Origin of the sequence: Mycobacterium lentiflavum (genome assembly GCF_022374895.2) — a bacterium.
Taxonomy (GTDB): Bacteria; Actinomycetota; Actinomycetes; order Mycobacteriales; family Mycobacteriaceae; genus Mycobacterium; species Mycobacterium lentiflavum.
The window spans coordinates 4,618,155-4,634,132 of the sequence record NZ_CP092423.2 but is presented as its reverse complement, the minus strand read 5'-3'; the positions used below and the strand labels follow the sequence as shown (position 1 = coordinate 4,634,132).

Genomic DNA, 15,978 nt, shown 5'->3' with positions numbered 1-15,978 from the left:
CACTTTATTTCGCCGGTTTGACCTTGGCCATCGCCAGCACGTCTAGCCGGCGGTCCAGTTCCTCGATCGACAACTTCTCGCCAATCAGGCCGCGGTCGATCACGGTCTGACGGATCGTCTTGCGCTCCTTGAGCGCTTGCTTGGCCACGGCGGCGGCTTCCTCGTAGCCGATGGCCGAGTTCAAGGGTGTCACGATCGACGGCGACGACTCGGCCAACTCGCGCAGGTGGTCTTCATTGGCCTTCAGTCCGACGATGCAGCGCTCGGCGAACAACTTTGACACGTTGCTCAACAGCTTGAACGACTCCAAGATGTTGCGAGCCATCATCGGGATGTAGACGTTGAGTTCGAACGCGCCGGACAGGCCGCCGACCGCGACGGCGGCGTCGTTGCCGATCACCTGGGCGGCCACCTGCGTAACCGCCTCTGGCAGAACCGGATTGACCTTGCCCGGCATGATCGAGCTACCCGGCTGCAGGTCCGGCAGCTGTATCTCGCCCAAACCGGTCAGCGGCCCCGACCCCATCCAGCGGATGTCGTTGGCGATCTTGGTCAGTGACACGGCGATAGTTCGCAGCGCACCGGATGCCTCCACCAGGCCGTCACGCGCCGCTTGAGCCTCGAAAGAGTTTGCCGCCGTGCGTAATTCGGCCAGCCCCGTGGAAGCGACCAGCGCCTCGACCACCTTGGCGCCGAAGCCGTCGGGCGCGTTGAGGCCGGTGCCCACCGCGGTTCCGCCGATGGCCAGCTCGCCGAGGCGCGGCAGCGTGGCGCGCACCCGCTCGATCCCCGCCTCGATCTGTCGGGCATAGCCGCTGAATTCCTGGCCGAGGGTGACCGGGACGGCGTCCATCAGGTGGGTGCGGCCCGACTTGACCACGGTCTGCCACTGGGTGGCCTTGGTCGCCAGCGCGTCGTGCAGTATCTCGAGCGCTGGGATCAGATGGCGCACTGCGGCTTCGGTCGCCGCGATGTGGGTGGCGGTCGGGAAGGTGTCGTTGGACGACTGCGACATGTTGACGTCGTCGTTGGGATGCACCGTGACGCCGTTGGCGGCGGCGATGCTGGCGATCACCTCGTTGGTGTTCATGTTGGAGCTGGTGCCCGAGCCGGTCTGGAAGACGTCGATCGGGAACTGGTCGTCGTGTTTGCCGTCGGCGATCTCGGCCGCCGCGGCGATGATCGCGTCGGCCTTCTCCGGCGCCAGCAGCCCGAGGTCGGAGTTGACCTGCGCGCAGGCGCCCTTCAGCAGGCCCAACGCGCGGATCTGAGCGCGCTCGAGGCCCCGGCCGGAAATCGGAAAGTTCTCCACAGCGCGCTGGGTTTGCGCTCGCCACAACGCTTTTGCGGGTACACGCACCTCGCCCATGGTGTCGTGCTCGATGCGATATTCGGCGCTTTCGGCCATGAATGAGTTCCTCTTCGTTGGGGGTGCTATCGCGGTTACGGCAGGGGGTAGGCAGCGGTGCTGTCGCCGGTGAAGTCGATCGCGGAGTATTCGTTGAGCTTCGAAAGCCGGTGGTAGGCCTCGATCATGCGGACGGTTCCCGATTTGGACCGCATCACGATCGATTGGGTGGTGCAGCCGCCGGGGTAGTACCTGACGCCCTTGAGCAGATCGCCGTCGGTGACCCCGGTGGCGCAGAAGAAGACGTTCTCGCCGGACACCAGATCCTCGGTGGTCAGGATCTGGTCCAAGTCGTAGCCGGCGTCGAGCGCCTTGCGGCGTTCGGCGTCGTCGCGGGGTGCCAGTTGCGCCTGGATGGCCCCGCCCATGCAGCGGATCGCCGCGGCGGCGATGATCCCTTCCGGGGTGCCACCGATGCCGGCGAGCATGTCGGTGCCCGACTGGGGCCGACAGGCCGAGATCGCACCGGCGACATCGCCGTCGGTGATCAGCCGGATTCGGGCACCGGTGGAACGGACGTCTTCGATGAGCCGGCTGTGCCGCGGCCGATCCAGAATGCACACCGTCATGTCTCGCACCGAGAGGTCCTTGACCTTGGCGACCGCGCGGATGTTGTCGGTGATCGGCGCGGTGATGTCCAGCACGTGGGCGGCTTCGGGCCCGACGGCGATCTTGTTCATGTAGAACACCGCCGACGGGTCGAACATCGCGCCGCGATCGGCCACCGCCAGCACTGAGATCGCGTTGGGCATGCCCTTGCTCATCAGCGTGGTGCCGTCCACCGGGTCCACGGCGAAGTCGCAGTCCGGGCCGTCGCCGTTGCCGACCTCCTCGCCGTTGTAGAGCATCGGCGCCTCGTCTTTTTCGCCCTCTCCGATGACGACGACCCCGCGCATGGACACCGAGTTGACCAGTTCACGGATCGCGTCGACGGCCGCACCGTCGCCGCCCTCCTTGTCACCACGGCCGACCCAGCGGCCGGCGGCCATCGCGCCGGCCTCGGTGACCCGGACCAGTTCCAGCGCCAGGTTGCGGTCTGGGGCCTCGCGGCGTGTCCGTACCTGCGGGTCGGAGCCCGAAGTCGCGGTCGAAGACGAATCGGATCCGCCCGATGCTGTCATGGTTGCTGATTGTCCCAGAAGCTGATCGGTCCGCTAGATCTGGGCTGTGGCTGCCCGCGGCGGGCTGGGATACTCGTGGGGTGACCGAAGAACAGCCCAGCGCCGACCAGGCCGGTGAGCCGGTACCGGCGGCCAGGCCCGCCAAACCCCGGTTGCTTCAGGACGGCCGCGACATGTTCTGGTCGCTGGCACCGCTGGTGATCGGATGCATCCTGCTGGCCGGCATGGTCGGGATGTGTTCGTTCCAGCCGACCGGCCCGAACAAGGGCGCAATTCCGGCGTACGACGCGGCGACGGCCCTGCGCGCGGATGCTCAGACGCTGGGCTTTCCGATCCGAATGCCGCAGCTGCCCGAGGGCTGGCAGCCCAACTCCGGCGGCCGCAGCGGCATCGAGAACGGGCGCATGGCCAATGGTCAGCGCTTAGCCGCGGCCACTTCGACGGTGGGATACATCGGCCCGACGGGAATGTATCTGAGCCTGACGCAGAGCAACGCCGATGAGGACAAGCTGATCGGCTCGATCCATCCGTCGGCGTATCCGACCGGAACGGTCGACGTCGGGGGAACGAACTGGATCGTCTATCGCGGATCCGGCGACCGCGGCGCCGACGCCGAGCCGGTCTGGACCACCAGGTTGACCAGCCCGGGCGGAACCACCCAGATCGCGATCACGGGTGCCGCAAATGCCGATCAGTTCCGTACGCTGGCGGCGGCGACGCAGTCGCAGTCGCCCCTGCCGACCAGCCGATAGGAGCGACACGCGTGAGGGCACCCGAAGCGGATTTGTCCGGATGGGTGGCGGCACCGTTTACCGGTGGCGGCTACACCCATGACGTCTACCGCAAGGGCGCGGGCCCCGGGGTGGTGGTGATTCCCGAAATACCGGGGGCCCATCCCGGTGTGCTGGGTTTGGGTAATCACCTGGTGGACAACGGTTTCACGGTCGCGATTCCATCGCTGTTCGGGGTGCCCGGCAAGGCCAAGACGGTAGGCTACACCGCCGCGGTCGTCGCACGGGCATGTGTGGCAAAGGAATTCGCCGCCTTTGCGACGAACAAGCAGCGGCCGGTGTCGTTGTTCCTGCGTGCCCTGGCCCGTGACCTCAAAGAGTCCACTGGAGGCAAGGGCGTCGGGGTGATCGGCCAGTGTTTCACCGGCGGCTTCGCGCTGGCCGCCGCGGTCGACGACAGTGTGCTGGCGCCGGTGCTGAGTCAGCCGTCGGTACCCTTGCCGCTGGGCCCGACTCGTCGCCGCGATCCCGGGCTCAGCGAATCCGAGTTGACCACGATCGCAGAGCGTGCCGCCAACGACGGTTTGTGCGCCATCGGCCTGCGATTCAGCGAGGACTGGATGTCCCCGCGGGACCGCTTCACCGCGCTCAAGGAGCGACTTGGCGACGCGTTCGAGGTGATCGAGATCGATTCGCGTCCGGGCAACGAACACGGTTTCGCCAAGATGGCCCACTCGGTGCTCACCGACGAGGTCCGTGAGATTGCCGGCCAGCCGGCTTACGAGGCCCGCAAGCGAGTCGTCGAATTCCTCACTGAGCGGCTGACTTAACCGCTGGCTCTTTGGCCTTCCGGCGTGGTAGCCAGCTGCGGCGCGCGGGTGCGTCGTCGTCCGGGTTCACCAGCTCGACGCCCTGGTAAACCGCCAGGTAGACGTCGAGGGTCGTCACGATCAGGATCATCAGCACCGGTCCGATGACGATGCCCCAGGGCCCGAACATGGCGATACCGGCGAACACCGACAGCAGCATCAGCGCCGGATTCAACCGGGCGTCGCGCGGCACCAGGACGGGGCGCAAGAAGTTGTCGATGTTGGTGACCACCACCAGATGCCACAAGATCACGAACGCGCCGCCGAAGATGTTGCCGTAGAAGATCATTCCGATGCCGAACGGGATCGTCACGATGCCGCCGCCCAACGGGATGATCGACAACGCCGTCAGCAGAATCGCGAAAATGAAGAATCCGTGGTGGAATCCGGCGATGTAGATCGACCCCGCACCCGCAACGCCTTGGCACAACGCGATGACGAACTGGCCGAACACCGTGCCGCGCACCATCGCACCGGTCTTCTTCAGGTAGAGATCCGTGACTTCCTCGCCCAGCGGGTTGAGCTGACCGATCAACGTGCGCAAGCTCTCTCGATGCACCAGCAATGCGAGAAACACGTAAAGAAAGATGATGCCGTACGTGATGGCTCCGAGGGCGCTTCCCGCGGCGCCCTGTAAGGTCTGCAGCAGCCAATGACCGACATTCTGCGCGCTGGTAACCATCACCTTTCGCAGCATCTCCGGATTAATCGTGATGTGTAGGAACGGAACTCGGGCCGCCAGGTCGTTGACGACGTGCAGGACTTTGTCACCGAGCCCGCTGAGGTCGGTGGTCTTCACCCACCCGGTAATGCTGTCGATCATCCGGGAGACCTGGACGACGGCCAGCACGATGAACAGACCTACCGGCACGATGACCATCGCCAGCGCCGACAACAACGTGAAGGTCGCCGACAGGCCGGTGCCGAAACGTTTGTTGAACCAATTGAACAGTGGCGTGAACAAATACGCGCCGACGGCGGCCACCACGATCAGCACGAAATAGTCGCGCAGGAAGTACGCGCCGAACAGCAGCGCGATCAATGTGAGTACCGCCAGCGCACGCTTTTGAGTGAGCGTGAATTCGGTGTTCATCCGCCGCCCTCCGCGTCGCCGTTGAGCTGAACCTTAACCCCAGGCGGTGTTCTTGGGCGCAGTACGCGCTATCGCTTGGCGCCGGCTTTGGCCGCCTCGGCCTGCCTCTTCATCTGGCCGAACATGTCCACGTAGTAGGACAGGCACTCGTCCAACGCCTTCTCGGTGGTGAACAGCGGCTGGTAGCCGAGGTCGCGGGACGCCTTGGCGATCGAGAAGAAGTTGTCCAGGTACAGCCGCTCGACGGCCAAAGGCTCCAGTAGCGGCGCGGGAATTCCGAACCGGAAGTGCATCCGCTGCCAGCCGGTCATTGCCGCCCGGACGATGGGGCCGTTGACCCGAATTCGCGGCCAGGGCTGCCCGCACGCTTCCACCACCGGCCGCGCGAACTCGAACATGTTGATCGGGTCGTCGTCGTTGATGAAGTAGGCCTGACCGGGCGCGGTGCCACCGGGCACCAGGTGCTGAGCGGCCAGGATGAAGCCGTGAATCAGGTTGTGCACGTAAGAGTTATCCAGCCGGGCTGACTTGCGGCCGATCAGCACCTTGACGTGGCCGGCGATCACGCTCTCGAACAGCTTGCGGAACATCGTCTGGTCGCCACGGCCCCAGATGCCACTGGGGCGGATCGCGCACGTAAGCATGCCGTCAACGCCGTTCTGGGACAACACGAATCGCTCGGCGACGACCTTGGTCTCGGTGTAAAGGTCGTTGAATCGCGTGGTGTAGGGCAGGGTTTCGTCGCCGCCGACGATGGGCTGGCCGCCCATCACGACGCTGTTGGATGACGTGTAGACGAACCGCTGAACCCCCGCGGCATGCCCTGCATCCACCAGGTTCTGGGTGCCGCCGACATTGATCGCAAAGCTGCGCTGACGGTATTCGTCGGTCACCGACGCGCCGCCCATCAGCTCGATGATCGCCGCGGTGTGGAAAACCGTGTCGATGCCGTCGACCGCCCGCGCGCAGCTGTCCTTGTCGGTGATGTCGCCCTGCAGCACTTCCAGGTGCGAGTGCGGGGGGAGCGGCGAAGGCGCGCGGTCGAAGGAACGTACCGAGTATCCGCGGTCGAGCAAGGTGGTCACCAGGTTGGCGCCGACAAACCCGGAGCCGCCGGTGACCAGGACGCGGCCGAGTTCGGTTGTCAGTGATGGATCACCCATGCCGGACAGGATAACTGAAACACGTTCCAGTTTCGTAGAAGTCGCTCCATTTGCTTTGCATAGACGGGTCGATCTAAGCCTCGTCGCCCTGCCCGGCCGCCAGTGCATCCTCCACTCGCTTGCGGGCGCCAGCTAAGTGCTCTTCACATCGTTTCGCGAGTTGTTCGCCTCTTTCCCAGAGCTCCAGCGACGCATCGAGATCCAGTCCGCCTTGCTCGAGGAGGCGTACGACTTCGATCAGCTCGTCGCGGCAGGATTCATAGCCAAGCTGACTAATGGGCGTCACCGATTCGGCCTCCGCCTGGTCCATGCCGCCGTCTTTGTCATCGACCATCGGTCAGCCCCTCACTCACCGCCGCTACGGCGCCGTCGGAAACGCGCACCCGCAGCCGGGTGCCGGCCGGCGCGTCGTCGACCGAGCGCAGCACGTGCATGACGCCGTCCCGGTGGTGCAGGCCATCCACCGGGACGGCCTGCACCACCGCGTACCCACGGGCCAGGGTCGCGGCCGGGCCCAGCGTGGCCAGCCGGGCGGCCAGGTGGCCAACGCGATCGGATTCGGCCGCGACCAACCGGGTGATGTCGCGGCGTACCGCCGAGCGCGCGCGGTGGATCTCCTCGGTGCGAGCCGTCAACGCCGCCAGCGGCTCGGCCAGCACCGGGCGGCTGCGCAACTGGGCCAGCGCGCGCTGTTCGCGCGACACCCAATTGCGCAGTGCCTGCGCGCTGCGCCGGCGCAGTTCCTGAATTCCGCGCTGCTCCGCGGCGGTGTCCGGGACCACCCTCTTGGCCGCATCGGTCGGGGTGGCCGCACGCAGATCGGCGACCAGGTCGCACAGCGGGTTGTCGGGCTCATGGCCGACGGCGCTGATCACCGGGGTGCGGCAGGCCGCGATCGCGCGGCACAGCGTTTCGTCGGAGAACGGCAGCAGGTCCTCGACGCTGCCGCCGCCGCGAGCCAGCACGATCACGTCGACTTCGACGTGCCGATCGAGTTCGAGGAGCGCCTCGACGATCTGGGCGACCGCGCCTGCGCCCTGGACGGCGGTGTTGCGCACCGCGAAACGCACCGCGGGCCAGCGGGCGCCGGCTACCGTCGTGATGTCGCGCTCGGCGGCACTGGCTCGGCCCGTGATCAACCCAATCATGTTCGGCAGGAAGGGGATTGGGCGTTTCAGCCGGGGGTCGAAGAGGCCCTCGGCGTCCAGCAGCCGGCGCAGCCGTTCGATGCGGGCCAGTAGTTCGCCGACGCCGACGGCGCGAATCTCGGACACCCGCAACGAGAATGTGCCGCGTCCGGTGTAGAACGAGGGCTTGCCGCAGACCACCACCTGGGTGCCCTCGACCAACTTCACCGGCGCGCCCAGCACCAGGTCGCGCGGACACGTCACGCTCAGCGACATGTCGGCGGCCGGGTCACGCAGCACCATGAACACGGTCTTGGAATCGGCCCGAATGTTGATCTGGGCCAATTGCCCTTCGACCCATACGGTTCCGAGCTTGTCGATCCAGCCCGCAACGCGGATCGCGACGGCACGAACCGGGAACGGGTTCTCCGCCGAGTTGGCCTCCGAATTCGCCGCTCGGGTCACTTGGCGGACGCGCGGGTGATCCTGTTGGCCAGCAACGTCTGAAACGGTGCTCGGGCCGTGGTGGCCTGCTCGTAGGCCAGCAGGGCTTCGAGGTCGTCGACGTTCAGCGACTGCACTCGGGCCCGCAGCTGGGCCAGTGTCAGCGTCTGATAGTCGAGTTCGGCTGCTACCGACGGCTCCGGAACTGCCGGGTTAGCCGTTGACTTCTTCGACCCGGTGGGCCTGACCAGGGCGCTGGCGTCTTCGTGCGCCTCGGCGACCGAGTACAGCGCGAAGCGCCCCTCGGCGCGCCGATCGCCCCCGGCGCCATCCGGCAATTCGGCGAAACCCCCGCCCGAGTTGTCCAGGGCGACTTCGGTGTCCTCGTCGAACGTTGCCCATTCCGGCTTTTCGTCTTTGGGCGGGAAAATGGATTCCAGGGTGGAGTCGCCCTTGATCACCAGCTCCGCGAGATTCTGCTGGAACCGCATCACGATGTGGGCGACCTCACTGGCCAACGTCATCGGATACATCAGGATGGTCTTCGGCAGTCTGATGGTCTCTTCGACGGCGACTGTCGCCGCGCCGACCAGTAGCCGAACCCCGTACGGTGCAGAAGCCATGGCTCCAAGATTGCCCTAAGCAGCGGCTAACGCCAAGCCCAGCGCCGCGAGCTGGCGACCCCGTGTCGGCGGAACGTACCCTGGACCACATGGCGCCGACTGTCGACATGGGAATTCCCGGCGCATCCAGCTCGGTAGCCAACGATCCGGCCCGTAAGCGAGTGCTGCTGGCCGAGCCCCGTGGCTACTGCGCGGGTGTGGACCGGGCGGTCGAAACGGTCGAGCGCGCGCTGCAGAAGCATGGTGCGCCGGTGTATGTGCGCCACGAGATCGTGCACAACCGGCACGTTGTCGACACCCTGGAAAAGGCCGGCGCGGTGTTCGTCCAGGAGACCGATCAGGTCCCCGAGGGCGCCATCGTGGTGTTCTCCGCCCACGGCGTCGCGCCGACCGTGCACGCCGCGGCCGCCGAACGTAACCTGCACACCATCGACGCCACCTGCCCCTTGGTCACCAAAGTGCACAACGAGGCCCGGCGCTTCGCCCGCAACGACTACGACATCCTGCTGATCGGGCATGAGGGCCACGAGGAGGTCATCGGGACCGCCGGGGAGGCGCCCGACCATGTGCAGCTGGTCGACGGGGTCGCCTCCGTGGACGACGTGACGATCCGCGACGAGAACAAGGTGGTGTGGCTCTCGCAGACCACGCTGTCGGTCGACGAAACCATGGAGATCGTCGAGCGGTTGCGGCAACGCTTCCCGAAACTGCAGGATCCGCCCAGCGACGACATTTGTTACGCGACCCAGAACCGCCAGGTCGCGGTCAAGGCGATGGCACCGGAGTGCGAGCTGGTGATCGTCGTCGGGTCCCGCAATTCGTCGAACTCGGTGCGCCTGGTGGAAGTGGCGCTGAGCGGCGGCGCGACGGCCGCTTACCTGGTCGACTGGGCCGACGACATCGACCCGGCGTGGCTGGAGGGTGTGACGACGGTCGGGGTTACCTCCGGCGCGTCGGTGCCCGAGGTGCTGGTCCGCGGTGTGCTGGAGCGACTGGCCGAGGCCGGCTTCGACGTGGTGCAGCCGGTGACGACGGCCCAGGAGACGCTGGTCTTCGCGCTGCCGCGGGAAATCCGGTCGATGCTCTGACCTTCCCGCTCACGGCACGGGATTAGGCGTCGTACTCCCAGGATTCGGCCGGGGGACGCTCCGGTGGCCGGCCGTTTGACCGAGGCCGGCCGCGGCGATCCCCGCGCGGCTCACCCCGGCGCTCGTCGGATTTGCCCGATCCGCGGTAGCGGACCTGCGAAATCGGGTGGTGCGACGGGTTGGCGCCGTTGGTTCCGCTCGCCGCGGCGTGCCCACGCCGGGCCTCCGACACGGGCTGATAGGACTCGTACGGCTCGTAGGACTGGTACCGGCGCAACGGCTCCGACGGATCGTAGCGGTCGTAGTCCTCGTATCGGCTGCCGCGCGTCGCCGGGCGTTCGTAGGGGTTGCGGCGGCTGCGCGGGTCCCGACGGCCTTCCCGCTGCGACTGGCCGCGCGGGTCGGGATCGCCCTGCGGTCGCGGACGCCGCCGCGAGGACCGGCGCGGCGGGTCGGCGGGGTCGTAGTCGCGCGGCGGGGTCTGTCGCCGCCGCCGTGGCCGCTCGTCCGCCGGGTCGTACTCCTCCTGCGGCGACGGGCGGGCGTGCCGGGACCGGCTTCGCGCGGAACTTGCCGCGGACCGGCCGCTGCGCTCCGTGCGGCTGGTTCTGGCCGAGGCTTTCGTGGAGCGGCGCTGCGCATCGATGGGTTCTTCTTCGTCGGTCTCGCCGTCCGACGAAGCGACGCCCAGCAGCGAGTTCAATTTCGCGCTGACGGCCCGCAGGAAGGGCGATTTCTCCGCGACGTTGGCGGCTGGAGTGTCCGTCCTGTCCTCAGCCGCCTCACCCGCGGTCGGACGCTGCGACGTCCCCAAATACCACCTGATCAGGCCGATCAGCAACACACCACCCGCGGCGCCCAGCATCAAGGGGAAACGCTCGATGAGCGGATAGCCGCAGTTGATCAGCAGATCTTTGACGCTGCCGATTTTGCCGCCGTGGAACAGCCAGTAGGCGCCCGGCACCGCACAGAAAAGGATCAACGGCGGCTGGATGACCGCGGTGAACAGGCCTTCCTGGCGTACGGCCAGCACCGCCACCACGCAGCCTGCGACATAGAGGCCCGCGAAGATGCCGGTCAGCTCCTTGTGACCGGATCCGGAGTCGATGCCATACCCGATGGCAGTCGCGGTAACGGCGATGAGCAAGGCTGTCCACGACGGCACTCCCGGAATGCCGGGGTGGATCGAGCGATGGGCAGCTGCTACTGCCGAGGTTCCCCGCTGCTCTGACACATGTAGACCGTACCGGCAATGAGCGAAAACGCCCGTAAATAGCTTGTTAGGGATGCCGGGCGTGCCATGGTGCCGCGCCCGAAATGAGCCGCGGCACCCGAGCGTGCCGCTGAGCCCTAAACTTGGTTCCCCGTGAGCCTGAGCCTGGGAATCGTGGGCCTGCCCAACGTGGGCAAGTCGACCCTGTTTAATGCGCTGACCCGCAACAACGTGGTAGCGGCGAACTACCCGTTCGCGACGATCGAACCGAACGAGGGCGTCGTCGCGCTGCCCGACCCGCGCCTGGACAAGCTGGCCGAGCTGTTCGGTTCCGAGAAGATCGTGCCGGCGCCCGTGACGTTCGTCGACATCGCCGGAATCGTGAAGGGAGCCTCCGAGGGCGCCGGGCTGGGCAACAAGTTCCTGGCCAACATCCGCGAGTGTGACGCGATCTGCCAGGTGGTGCGGGTGTTCGCCGACGACGACGTCGTGCACGTCGACGGCAAGGTCGACCCGAGCTCCGACATCGAGGTGATCGAGACCGAGCTCATCCTCGCCGACCTGCAGACATTGGAGAAAGCCGTCCCCCGCCTGGAGAAAGAAGCCCGCAACAACAAGGAGCGCAAGCCCGTACACGAGGCGGCCGTCGCTGCCGAGGCCGTGCTGGACTCGGGCAAGACGCTCTTCGCGGCTGGTGTCGACGTGTCACCGCTGCGCGAGCTGAACCTGATGACCACCAAGCCATTTCTGTACGTGTTCAATGCCGACGAGCCGGTGCTCACCGACGCGAACCGCAAGGCCGAGCTGCGCGCGATGGTCGCACCCGCCGACGCGGTGTTCCTCGACGCGAAGATCGAGGCCGAACTCCAGGAGCTCGATGACGAGTCGGCCGCCGAGCTGCTGGAGTCCATCGGGCAAACCGAGCGCGGACTAGATGCGTTGGCGCGGGCCGGTTTTCACACGCTGAAGCTACAGACTTACCTGACGGCAGGCCCAAAAGAGGCGCGCGCGTGGGTGATTCATCAGGGCGATACCGCGCCCAAAGCGGCCGGGGTGATCCACACCGACTTCGAGAAGGGTTTCATCAAGGCCGAAATCGTGTCCTATGACGACTTGGTCGAGGCCGGGTCGATGGCGGCGGCCAAGGCGGCCGGCAAGGTTCGGATGGAAGGCAAGGATTACGTGATGGCCGACGGCGACGTCGTGGAATTCCGGTTCGGAACAACCTCTACGTCCAAGAGCAAGGCCTAACAGCGGCAGCTACCAGCAGGAGATGGCTGCGTCGAGCGGCTTGACCACTACCTCAAGTGGAAATAGCGTCACTCCGAATCGGAGGTACGTGCATGAGCCGCGTTCGGCCTGTTCCGGGAAGCCACGCTCTTCTGCACTGTGCGTATTGGACTGGGGCGGTGGTGGATGCCGCAATGGTGATACCGCTGTTGGTGCCCGGTGTGGCTGCGGCGATGCTCGGCGTGAATCCCTTTGCGCCCGGCGCTGATTACCGATACGTCGCCGGCCTGAGTGCGGCTTTGATGGCTGGCTGGGCCGCGCTATTGGTGTGGGCCGACCGGGAACCGGTCGCACGGCGCGGGATCCTGTTGCTCACGGTGTGCCCGGTCGTTCTGGGACTGGCCGCTGCGGGCGGCTACGCAATGGCCAGCGGACTGGTTCGACCGGTTCACATGGTGCCGACCCTGGCTCTCCAGCTGGGCATCGCCGTCATGTTTTTGGCCGCGTACCGGCGTGCCGGTGCACTAGCTCGCGAAGCCGCGGACAGGCGGAAGGATTGAGATAGCCGCACCTACCGGGACACGACACCCTCGTGTCGGAGGGGCTGGCTAGCCTCTGGCGCGAAGACGCGGTCGGCAGGCCGCGCTGCCCGAGTATCCAAGGACGCCTCATGAAGTTCATTTCGACGCGCCTCATCACGGCAGACGTCAATCGGCTCGTCGCTTTCTACGAGATGGTCACCGGAACCGCCGCGGTCTGGGGTAACGAACTGTTCGCCGAGATTCCGGCCGAAGTCGCAACGCTGGCCATCGGAAGCGACAAGACCGTGCCGCTATTCGGAGTCGGCTCTGCTGAGGCGGCAGCCAACCGCAGCGCGATCGTGGAGTTCCTCGTCGAGGATGTGGACGCCGAGTTTGCGCGCCTTCGCGGGCAGTTGAGCGAGGTCGTGACCGAGCCGACGACCATGCCGTGGGGCAATCGTGCGCTGTTGTTCCGCGACCCCGACGGAAACCTGGTCAACCTGTTTACTCCCGTCACCGACCAGGCCCGCAAGAAGTTCGGGATGTGACTCTCAACCGGCTCAGTTGATGATCTCGCCGCGCTCGTCGGCGCGCAGGGCGGCCAATCGGTCGCGCCACGCCTGAAGTGCCTCGGGGGACAGCCGTATCCAGTCGTCGACTTCTGCGATGACCCGCAGCGGTTCGCGGGTGCGATAGGAGCGGGTCGGATTGCCGGGGAACTTCTTGTCGGTGACGTTCGGATCGTCCTCGAACGCACCGGTCGGTTCGACGAGATACACCCGCGGCATGCCGTCGCCGGCCGCGAGCTCGGCCGCCAGCCCGGCACCGTCGCGCAGGGCGGTGAAGTAGACATGGTTCATGATGATTTCCGGCCGGTAGTTGGAACGAAAGCCCGCCCTGAGCAGGTCTCCGACCATCAGTTCGGCCTTTGTTCCGTGGAAGAACGGACCTTCGTCGAGCGTCGCATCCATCGGCACAGGCTACGCGGACGGCGACTCCGCTCTGACGGTCAGCGCGCTGGCCGTGCCGATGGGTGGCGGTAAGACTGCCGCTAGCAGTATCCCGGCCGAATTCCGGTTCAACGTCTAGCGGTGTCGGCGCGGGCCGACCATTCTTAGGAGATGGCAACGGTAAAGCGGACCGGTCCGTGGGTTCGACTGGCGGCCGGTGCGGCGATGGCGTTGTCCGCGGTGGGCCTCGCCGCTGGGGTGGCCCGGGCCACCCCTGCTCTGCCGCCAACCAACCACTGGTGCCCTGGTCAGCAATGGGATCCGGCCTGGGGCACCAACTATCACTGGGACTGGAATCAGTGCCACGACTGGCAAGGTCCGGCCCCGGCGGGTTGGGGCCCCTGGGGACCTCCGCCGCCGTGGGCGCCGCCGGCCCCGCCACCGCCGGCCTGGGCCCCCCAGGCGCATTTGATGTGGAACCCAACCACCGGTGTGTGGGGATTCTTCAACAACGGGATATGGACGCCGGTCTAGCAGACCAGCGGCGTTCAGGCCTTCCTGGGGAGGCGTGATGCGGTGGCGAGGTGTCAATCACGTCGAGTTCGCGGTACGGGAGTACCAGTCGATCTACTACATGACGCGTAATACCAACCCGCACAGCTACATTGGTATCCAGCCGGCCCGGCGACTACGCGGCGTCCTCGTCACCGACGAACCCAAGGAATAGCTGGCCTGGATGCCGAAAGTCCCTACGCCTTGCCAGATTTGGTCGTTCTGGCGCGCGATTCGTGGCTTCGCCAGAAGTCGGGTGGATCTGCCGAGCACCGTGCCAGCAGTGATGCGGCAGGCGAGAAGGACCCTACCGGGCCGATGAGTAGAGTCGCCGCATGGCGCTGCGCTATGTCGACCCGACCGTGGAGTACGGCCGCTGGTATCGGGTGTTGGAACGCTTCGGACGCTCGCGGACCGGTGGCTTCATGGCGCGACACCTGTTCTGGCACATCGACCCGTGGCTGTATCGCGTCACGGGCGGGCGCTACCCCTCCATCCTGGGCGGACTTTCTTCGGCACCCTTGATCAGCACGGGCGCCAAGTCGGGCCAGCCGCGCGAGCACCAACTCGCCTACTTCCATGACGGTCCCGACGCGATCTTGGTCGCCTCGTACCTGGGGCAGCCCAAGAATCCGCAGTGGTACCACAACCTGAAGGCGCATCCGGAATGCCGACTCGGCGACGAGAACTTCGTCGCGGTGGAGGTCACCGATCCCGACGACTACGAGCGCCTGTACGCGCTTGCCGAGCACGTCTGCGTCAACTACGCCGACTACCGCGTCAACGCCGCCGCCCTCGGGCGACGGATTCCGGTCTTCCGACTCAAGCCGGCTTAGACCTCGCGGACTGCGCCCGCGCGCGGCGCGGGCTGGCCGACACCGACCGGGCGATGGTCCAACCAACTCGCGAGTTCACGTAAACCCGTTTCGGGAAATGTGCATCCTCGTGACTTATTTGCTGTAGTGCGGTGCAGGCCATTATTTAATCGACACGTGACGCGCACCACAAATTTTGGCTTGCTAACTACCCTGTTGCTAGTGTCCCTCCGCATGATTGTTCTTGCATCGTTGATGTCGCTGATCAATCAGGTATCCGGGACGCCCTATATTGTGGGTGGAGATTCTCCTGCTGGTACCGATTGTTCGGGGCTGGTCTCGTGGGTTGTCAACGCCGCGACCGACAGACCGGTTTATGGAAACCGATTTAATACTGGAAATGAAGAAGCCGCGCTATTGGCACGGGGCTTTCAATATGGAACGGCTCCCAATGCGTTGGTTGTCGGCTGGAACGGTGGCCACACGGCCGTGACTCTGCCGGACGGCACGCCGGTGTCCAGCGGCGAGCGTGGCGGGGTCCACGTCGGTGGTGCTGGCGCTTACCAGCCCGGATTCACCCACCACATGTTTTTGCCGATGCCTGCGGACGGTGACGGCGCACCCATGGGGCTGCCCGGTCTGCCGCCTCCGCCGCCGGACGCACCGCCGCCGCCGCCCGACGCGCCGCCTGTTTTGGTTGGTTCGATCGCACCCGATATGCCGCCTCCGCCGGCCCCGGAATTGCCTCCGCCCGGCGATCCCGGAATTCCAAGTTGATAAAGAATCGGATGGTGCACGCGTTATCTAATATCGCAGGGAGGACTGCGACATGGATCACACTGATCGCGTTGCGCGCGTGGCATAAGTGAGCGTCAGTGAAATAGTCGATAAAACCACATCGCTGTGGGCTGTATCACATCTGACCGTGCATCGGCGCAAATGCGATTAGCGCAAAACCAAAGTCCGCCTGGGAGTCGATTAAGACCTCTAGGCGGACTTTGCTATCGCGGTGAAACGGCGGTCACACGGA

At 65.9% G+C, this 15,978-nt stretch carries 19 protein-coding genes; 10 read left to right on the top strand and 9 right to left on the bottom strand.

The window, feature by feature from the left end; all coding sequences use genetic code 11:
* Window positions 1-4 precede the first annotated feature (4 nt).
* Both MJO58_RS21510 and glpX read right to left on the bottom strand, forming a co-directional pair.
* A complete protein-coding gene (locus MJO58_RS21510) occupies window positions 5-1,408 on the bottom strand; it encodes a class II fumarate hydratase (protein ID WP_090605726.1) in 1,404 nt (467 codons plus the stop codon).
* Between the two features lie 35 nt (window positions 1,409-1,443).
* Entirely contained in the window at window positions 1,444-2,529 is a 1,086-nt protein-coding gene (gene glpX, locus MJO58_RS21505; RefSeq protein ID WP_239720896.1) for a class II fructose-bisphosphatase, read from the bottom strand.
* Between the two features lie 80 nt (window positions 2,530-2,609).
* Between glpX and MJO58_RS21500 the strand changes: the two genes are divergently transcribed.
* Window positions 2,610-3,281 (top strand): DUF4245 domain-containing protein, encoded by a 672-nt coding sequence (locus MJO58_RS21500; protein WP_090605723.1) that lies wholly within the window; start codon window positions 2,610-2,612, stop codon window positions 3,279-3,281.
* An 11-nt stretch (window positions 3,282-3,292) separates the two neighbouring features.
* On the top strand, window positions 3,293-4,090 hold the full coding sequence (locus MJO58_RS21495) for a dienelactone hydrolase family protein (protein WP_090605719.1): 798 nt from the start codon (window positions 3,293-3,295) through the stop codon (window positions 4,088-4,090).
* On the opposite strand, the gene MJO58_RS21490 is transcribed toward MJO58_RS21495, so the two are convergent.
* The 5 genes from MJO58_RS21490 to MJO58_RS21470 form a co-directional block, all read right to left on the bottom strand.
* Entirely contained in the window at window positions 4,071-5,222 is a 1,152-nt protein-coding gene (locus MJO58_RS21490; protein WP_239720895.1) for an AI-2E family transporter, read from the bottom strand. The two genes, MJO58_RS21495 and MJO58_RS21490, sit on opposite strands and share 20 nt — an antisense overlap.
* A 68-nt stretch (window positions 5,223-5,290) precedes the next feature.
* Window positions 5,291-6,397: a 3-beta-hydroxysteroid dehydrogenase gene (locus tag MJO58_RS21485; RefSeq protein ID WP_090609550.1), complete on the bottom strand. Its 1,107-nt coding sequence runs from the start codon at window positions 6,395-6,397 to the stop codon at window positions 5,291-5,293.
* A gap of 61 nt (window positions 6,398-6,458) precedes the next feature.
* Window positions 6,459-6,695: an exodeoxyribonuclease VII small subunit gene (locus MJO58_RS21480; RefSeq protein ID WP_090609549.1), complete on the bottom strand. Its 237-nt coding sequence runs from the start codon at window positions 6,693-6,695 to the stop codon at window positions 6,459-6,461.
* A 13-nt stretch (window positions 6,696-6,708) separates the two neighbouring features.
* Window positions 6,709-7,977 carry an exodeoxyribonuclease VII large subunit gene (gene xseA, locus MJO58_RS21475; RefSeq protein WP_090605713.1) on the bottom strand — a complete coding sequence of 423 codons (1,269 nt, stop codon included), beginning with the start codon at window positions 7,975-7,977 and terminating at the stop codon, window positions 6,709-6,711.
* Window positions 7,974-8,579: a lipid droplet-associated protein gene (locus MJO58_RS21470; RefSeq protein ID WP_239720894.1), complete on the bottom strand. Its 606-nt coding sequence runs from the start codon at window positions 8,577-8,579 to the stop codon at window positions 7,974-7,976. The genes xseA and MJO58_RS21470 overlap by 4 nt, the downstream gene beginning before the upstream one ends.
* Window positions 8,580-8,668: 89 nt before the next feature.
* On the opposite strand from MJO58_RS21470, the gene MJO58_RS21465 reads away from it, so the two are divergent.
* Complete coding sequence (locus MJO58_RS21465; protein WP_239720893.1) at window positions 8,669-9,667, top strand: 4-hydroxy-3-methylbut-2-enyl diphosphate reductase; 999 nt, start codon at window positions 8,669-8,671, stop codon at window positions 9,665-9,667.
* A 22-nt stretch (window positions 9,668-9,689) separates the two neighbouring features.
* On the opposite strand, the gene MJO58_RS21460 is transcribed toward MJO58_RS21465, so the two are convergent.
* On the bottom strand, window positions 9,690-10,901 hold the full coding sequence (locus tag MJO58_RS21460; RefSeq protein WP_239720891.1) for a DUF6542 domain-containing protein: 1,212 nt from the start codon (window positions 10,899-10,901) through the stop codon (window positions 9,690-9,692).
* A 132-nt stretch (window positions 10,902-11,033) separates the two neighbouring features.
* Between MJO58_RS21460 and ychF the strand changes: the two genes are divergently transcribed.
* From ychF to MJO58_RS21445, 3 genes are all read left to right on the top strand, one after another.
* The gene (gene ychF, locus MJO58_RS21455; protein WP_239720890.1) at window positions 11,034-12,131 is read left to right on the top strand and encodes a redox-regulated ATPase YchF; all 1,098 of its coding nucleotides are present in this window, start codon (window positions 11,034-11,036) and stop codon (window positions 12,129-12,131) included.
* A gap of 158 nt (window positions 12,132-12,289) precedes the next feature.
* Window positions 12,290-12,670: a hypothetical protein gene (locus tag MJO58_RS21450; RefSeq protein ID WP_239720889.1), complete on the top strand. Its 381-nt coding sequence runs from the start codon at window positions 12,290-12,292 to the stop codon at window positions 12,668-12,670.
* A 110-nt stretch (window positions 12,671-12,780) separates the two neighbouring features.
* A complete protein-coding gene (locus tag MJO58_RS21445; RefSeq protein WP_090605698.1) occupies window positions 12,781-13,179 on the top strand; it encodes a VOC family protein in 399 nt (132 codons plus the stop codon).
* Window positions 13,180-13,191: 12 nt separating this feature from the next.
* Here the strand turns inward: MJO58_RS21445 and arr are convergent, their stop codons facing one another.
* Window positions 13,192-13,602 carry an NAD(+)--rifampin ADP-ribosyltransferase gene (gene arr / locus MJO58_RS21440; protein WP_090605695.1) on the bottom strand — a complete coding sequence of 137 codons (411 nt, stop codon included), beginning with the start codon at window positions 13,600-13,602 and terminating at the stop codon, window positions 13,192-13,194.
* Between the two features lie 150 nt (window positions 13,603-13,752).
* Here arr and MJO58_RS21435 point away from each other — a divergent pair, with 150 nt between their 5' ends.
* From MJO58_RS21435 to MJO58_RS21420, 4 genes are all read left to right on the top strand, one after another.
* Window positions 13,753-14,115: an Mtp family mycobacterial-type pilin gene (locus MJO58_RS21435; RefSeq protein ID WP_090605693.1), complete on the top strand. Its 363-nt coding sequence runs from the start codon at window positions 13,753-13,755 to the stop codon at window positions 14,113-14,115.
* A 37-nt stretch (window positions 14,116-14,152) separates the two neighbouring features.
* Window positions 14,153-14,308, top strand: a complete 156-nt coding sequence (locus MJO58_RS21430; protein WP_239720888.1) for a hypothetical protein — start codon at window positions 14,153-14,155, stop codon at window positions 14,306-14,308.
* Window positions 14,309-14,468: 160 nt separating this feature from the next.
* A complete protein-coding gene (locus tag MJO58_RS21425; RefSeq protein ID WP_239720887.1) occupies window positions 14,469-14,969 on the top strand; it encodes a nitroreductase/quinone reductase family protein in 501 nt (166 codons plus the stop codon).
* A 213-nt stretch (window positions 14,970-15,182) separates the two neighbouring features.
* The gene (locus MJO58_RS21420) at window positions 15,183-15,725 is read left to right on the top strand and encodes a C40 family peptidase (RefSeq protein ID WP_239723382.1); all 543 of its coding nucleotides are present in this window, start codon (window positions 15,183-15,185) and stop codon (window positions 15,723-15,725) included.
* Window positions 15,726-15,978: the final 253 nt, after the last annotated feature.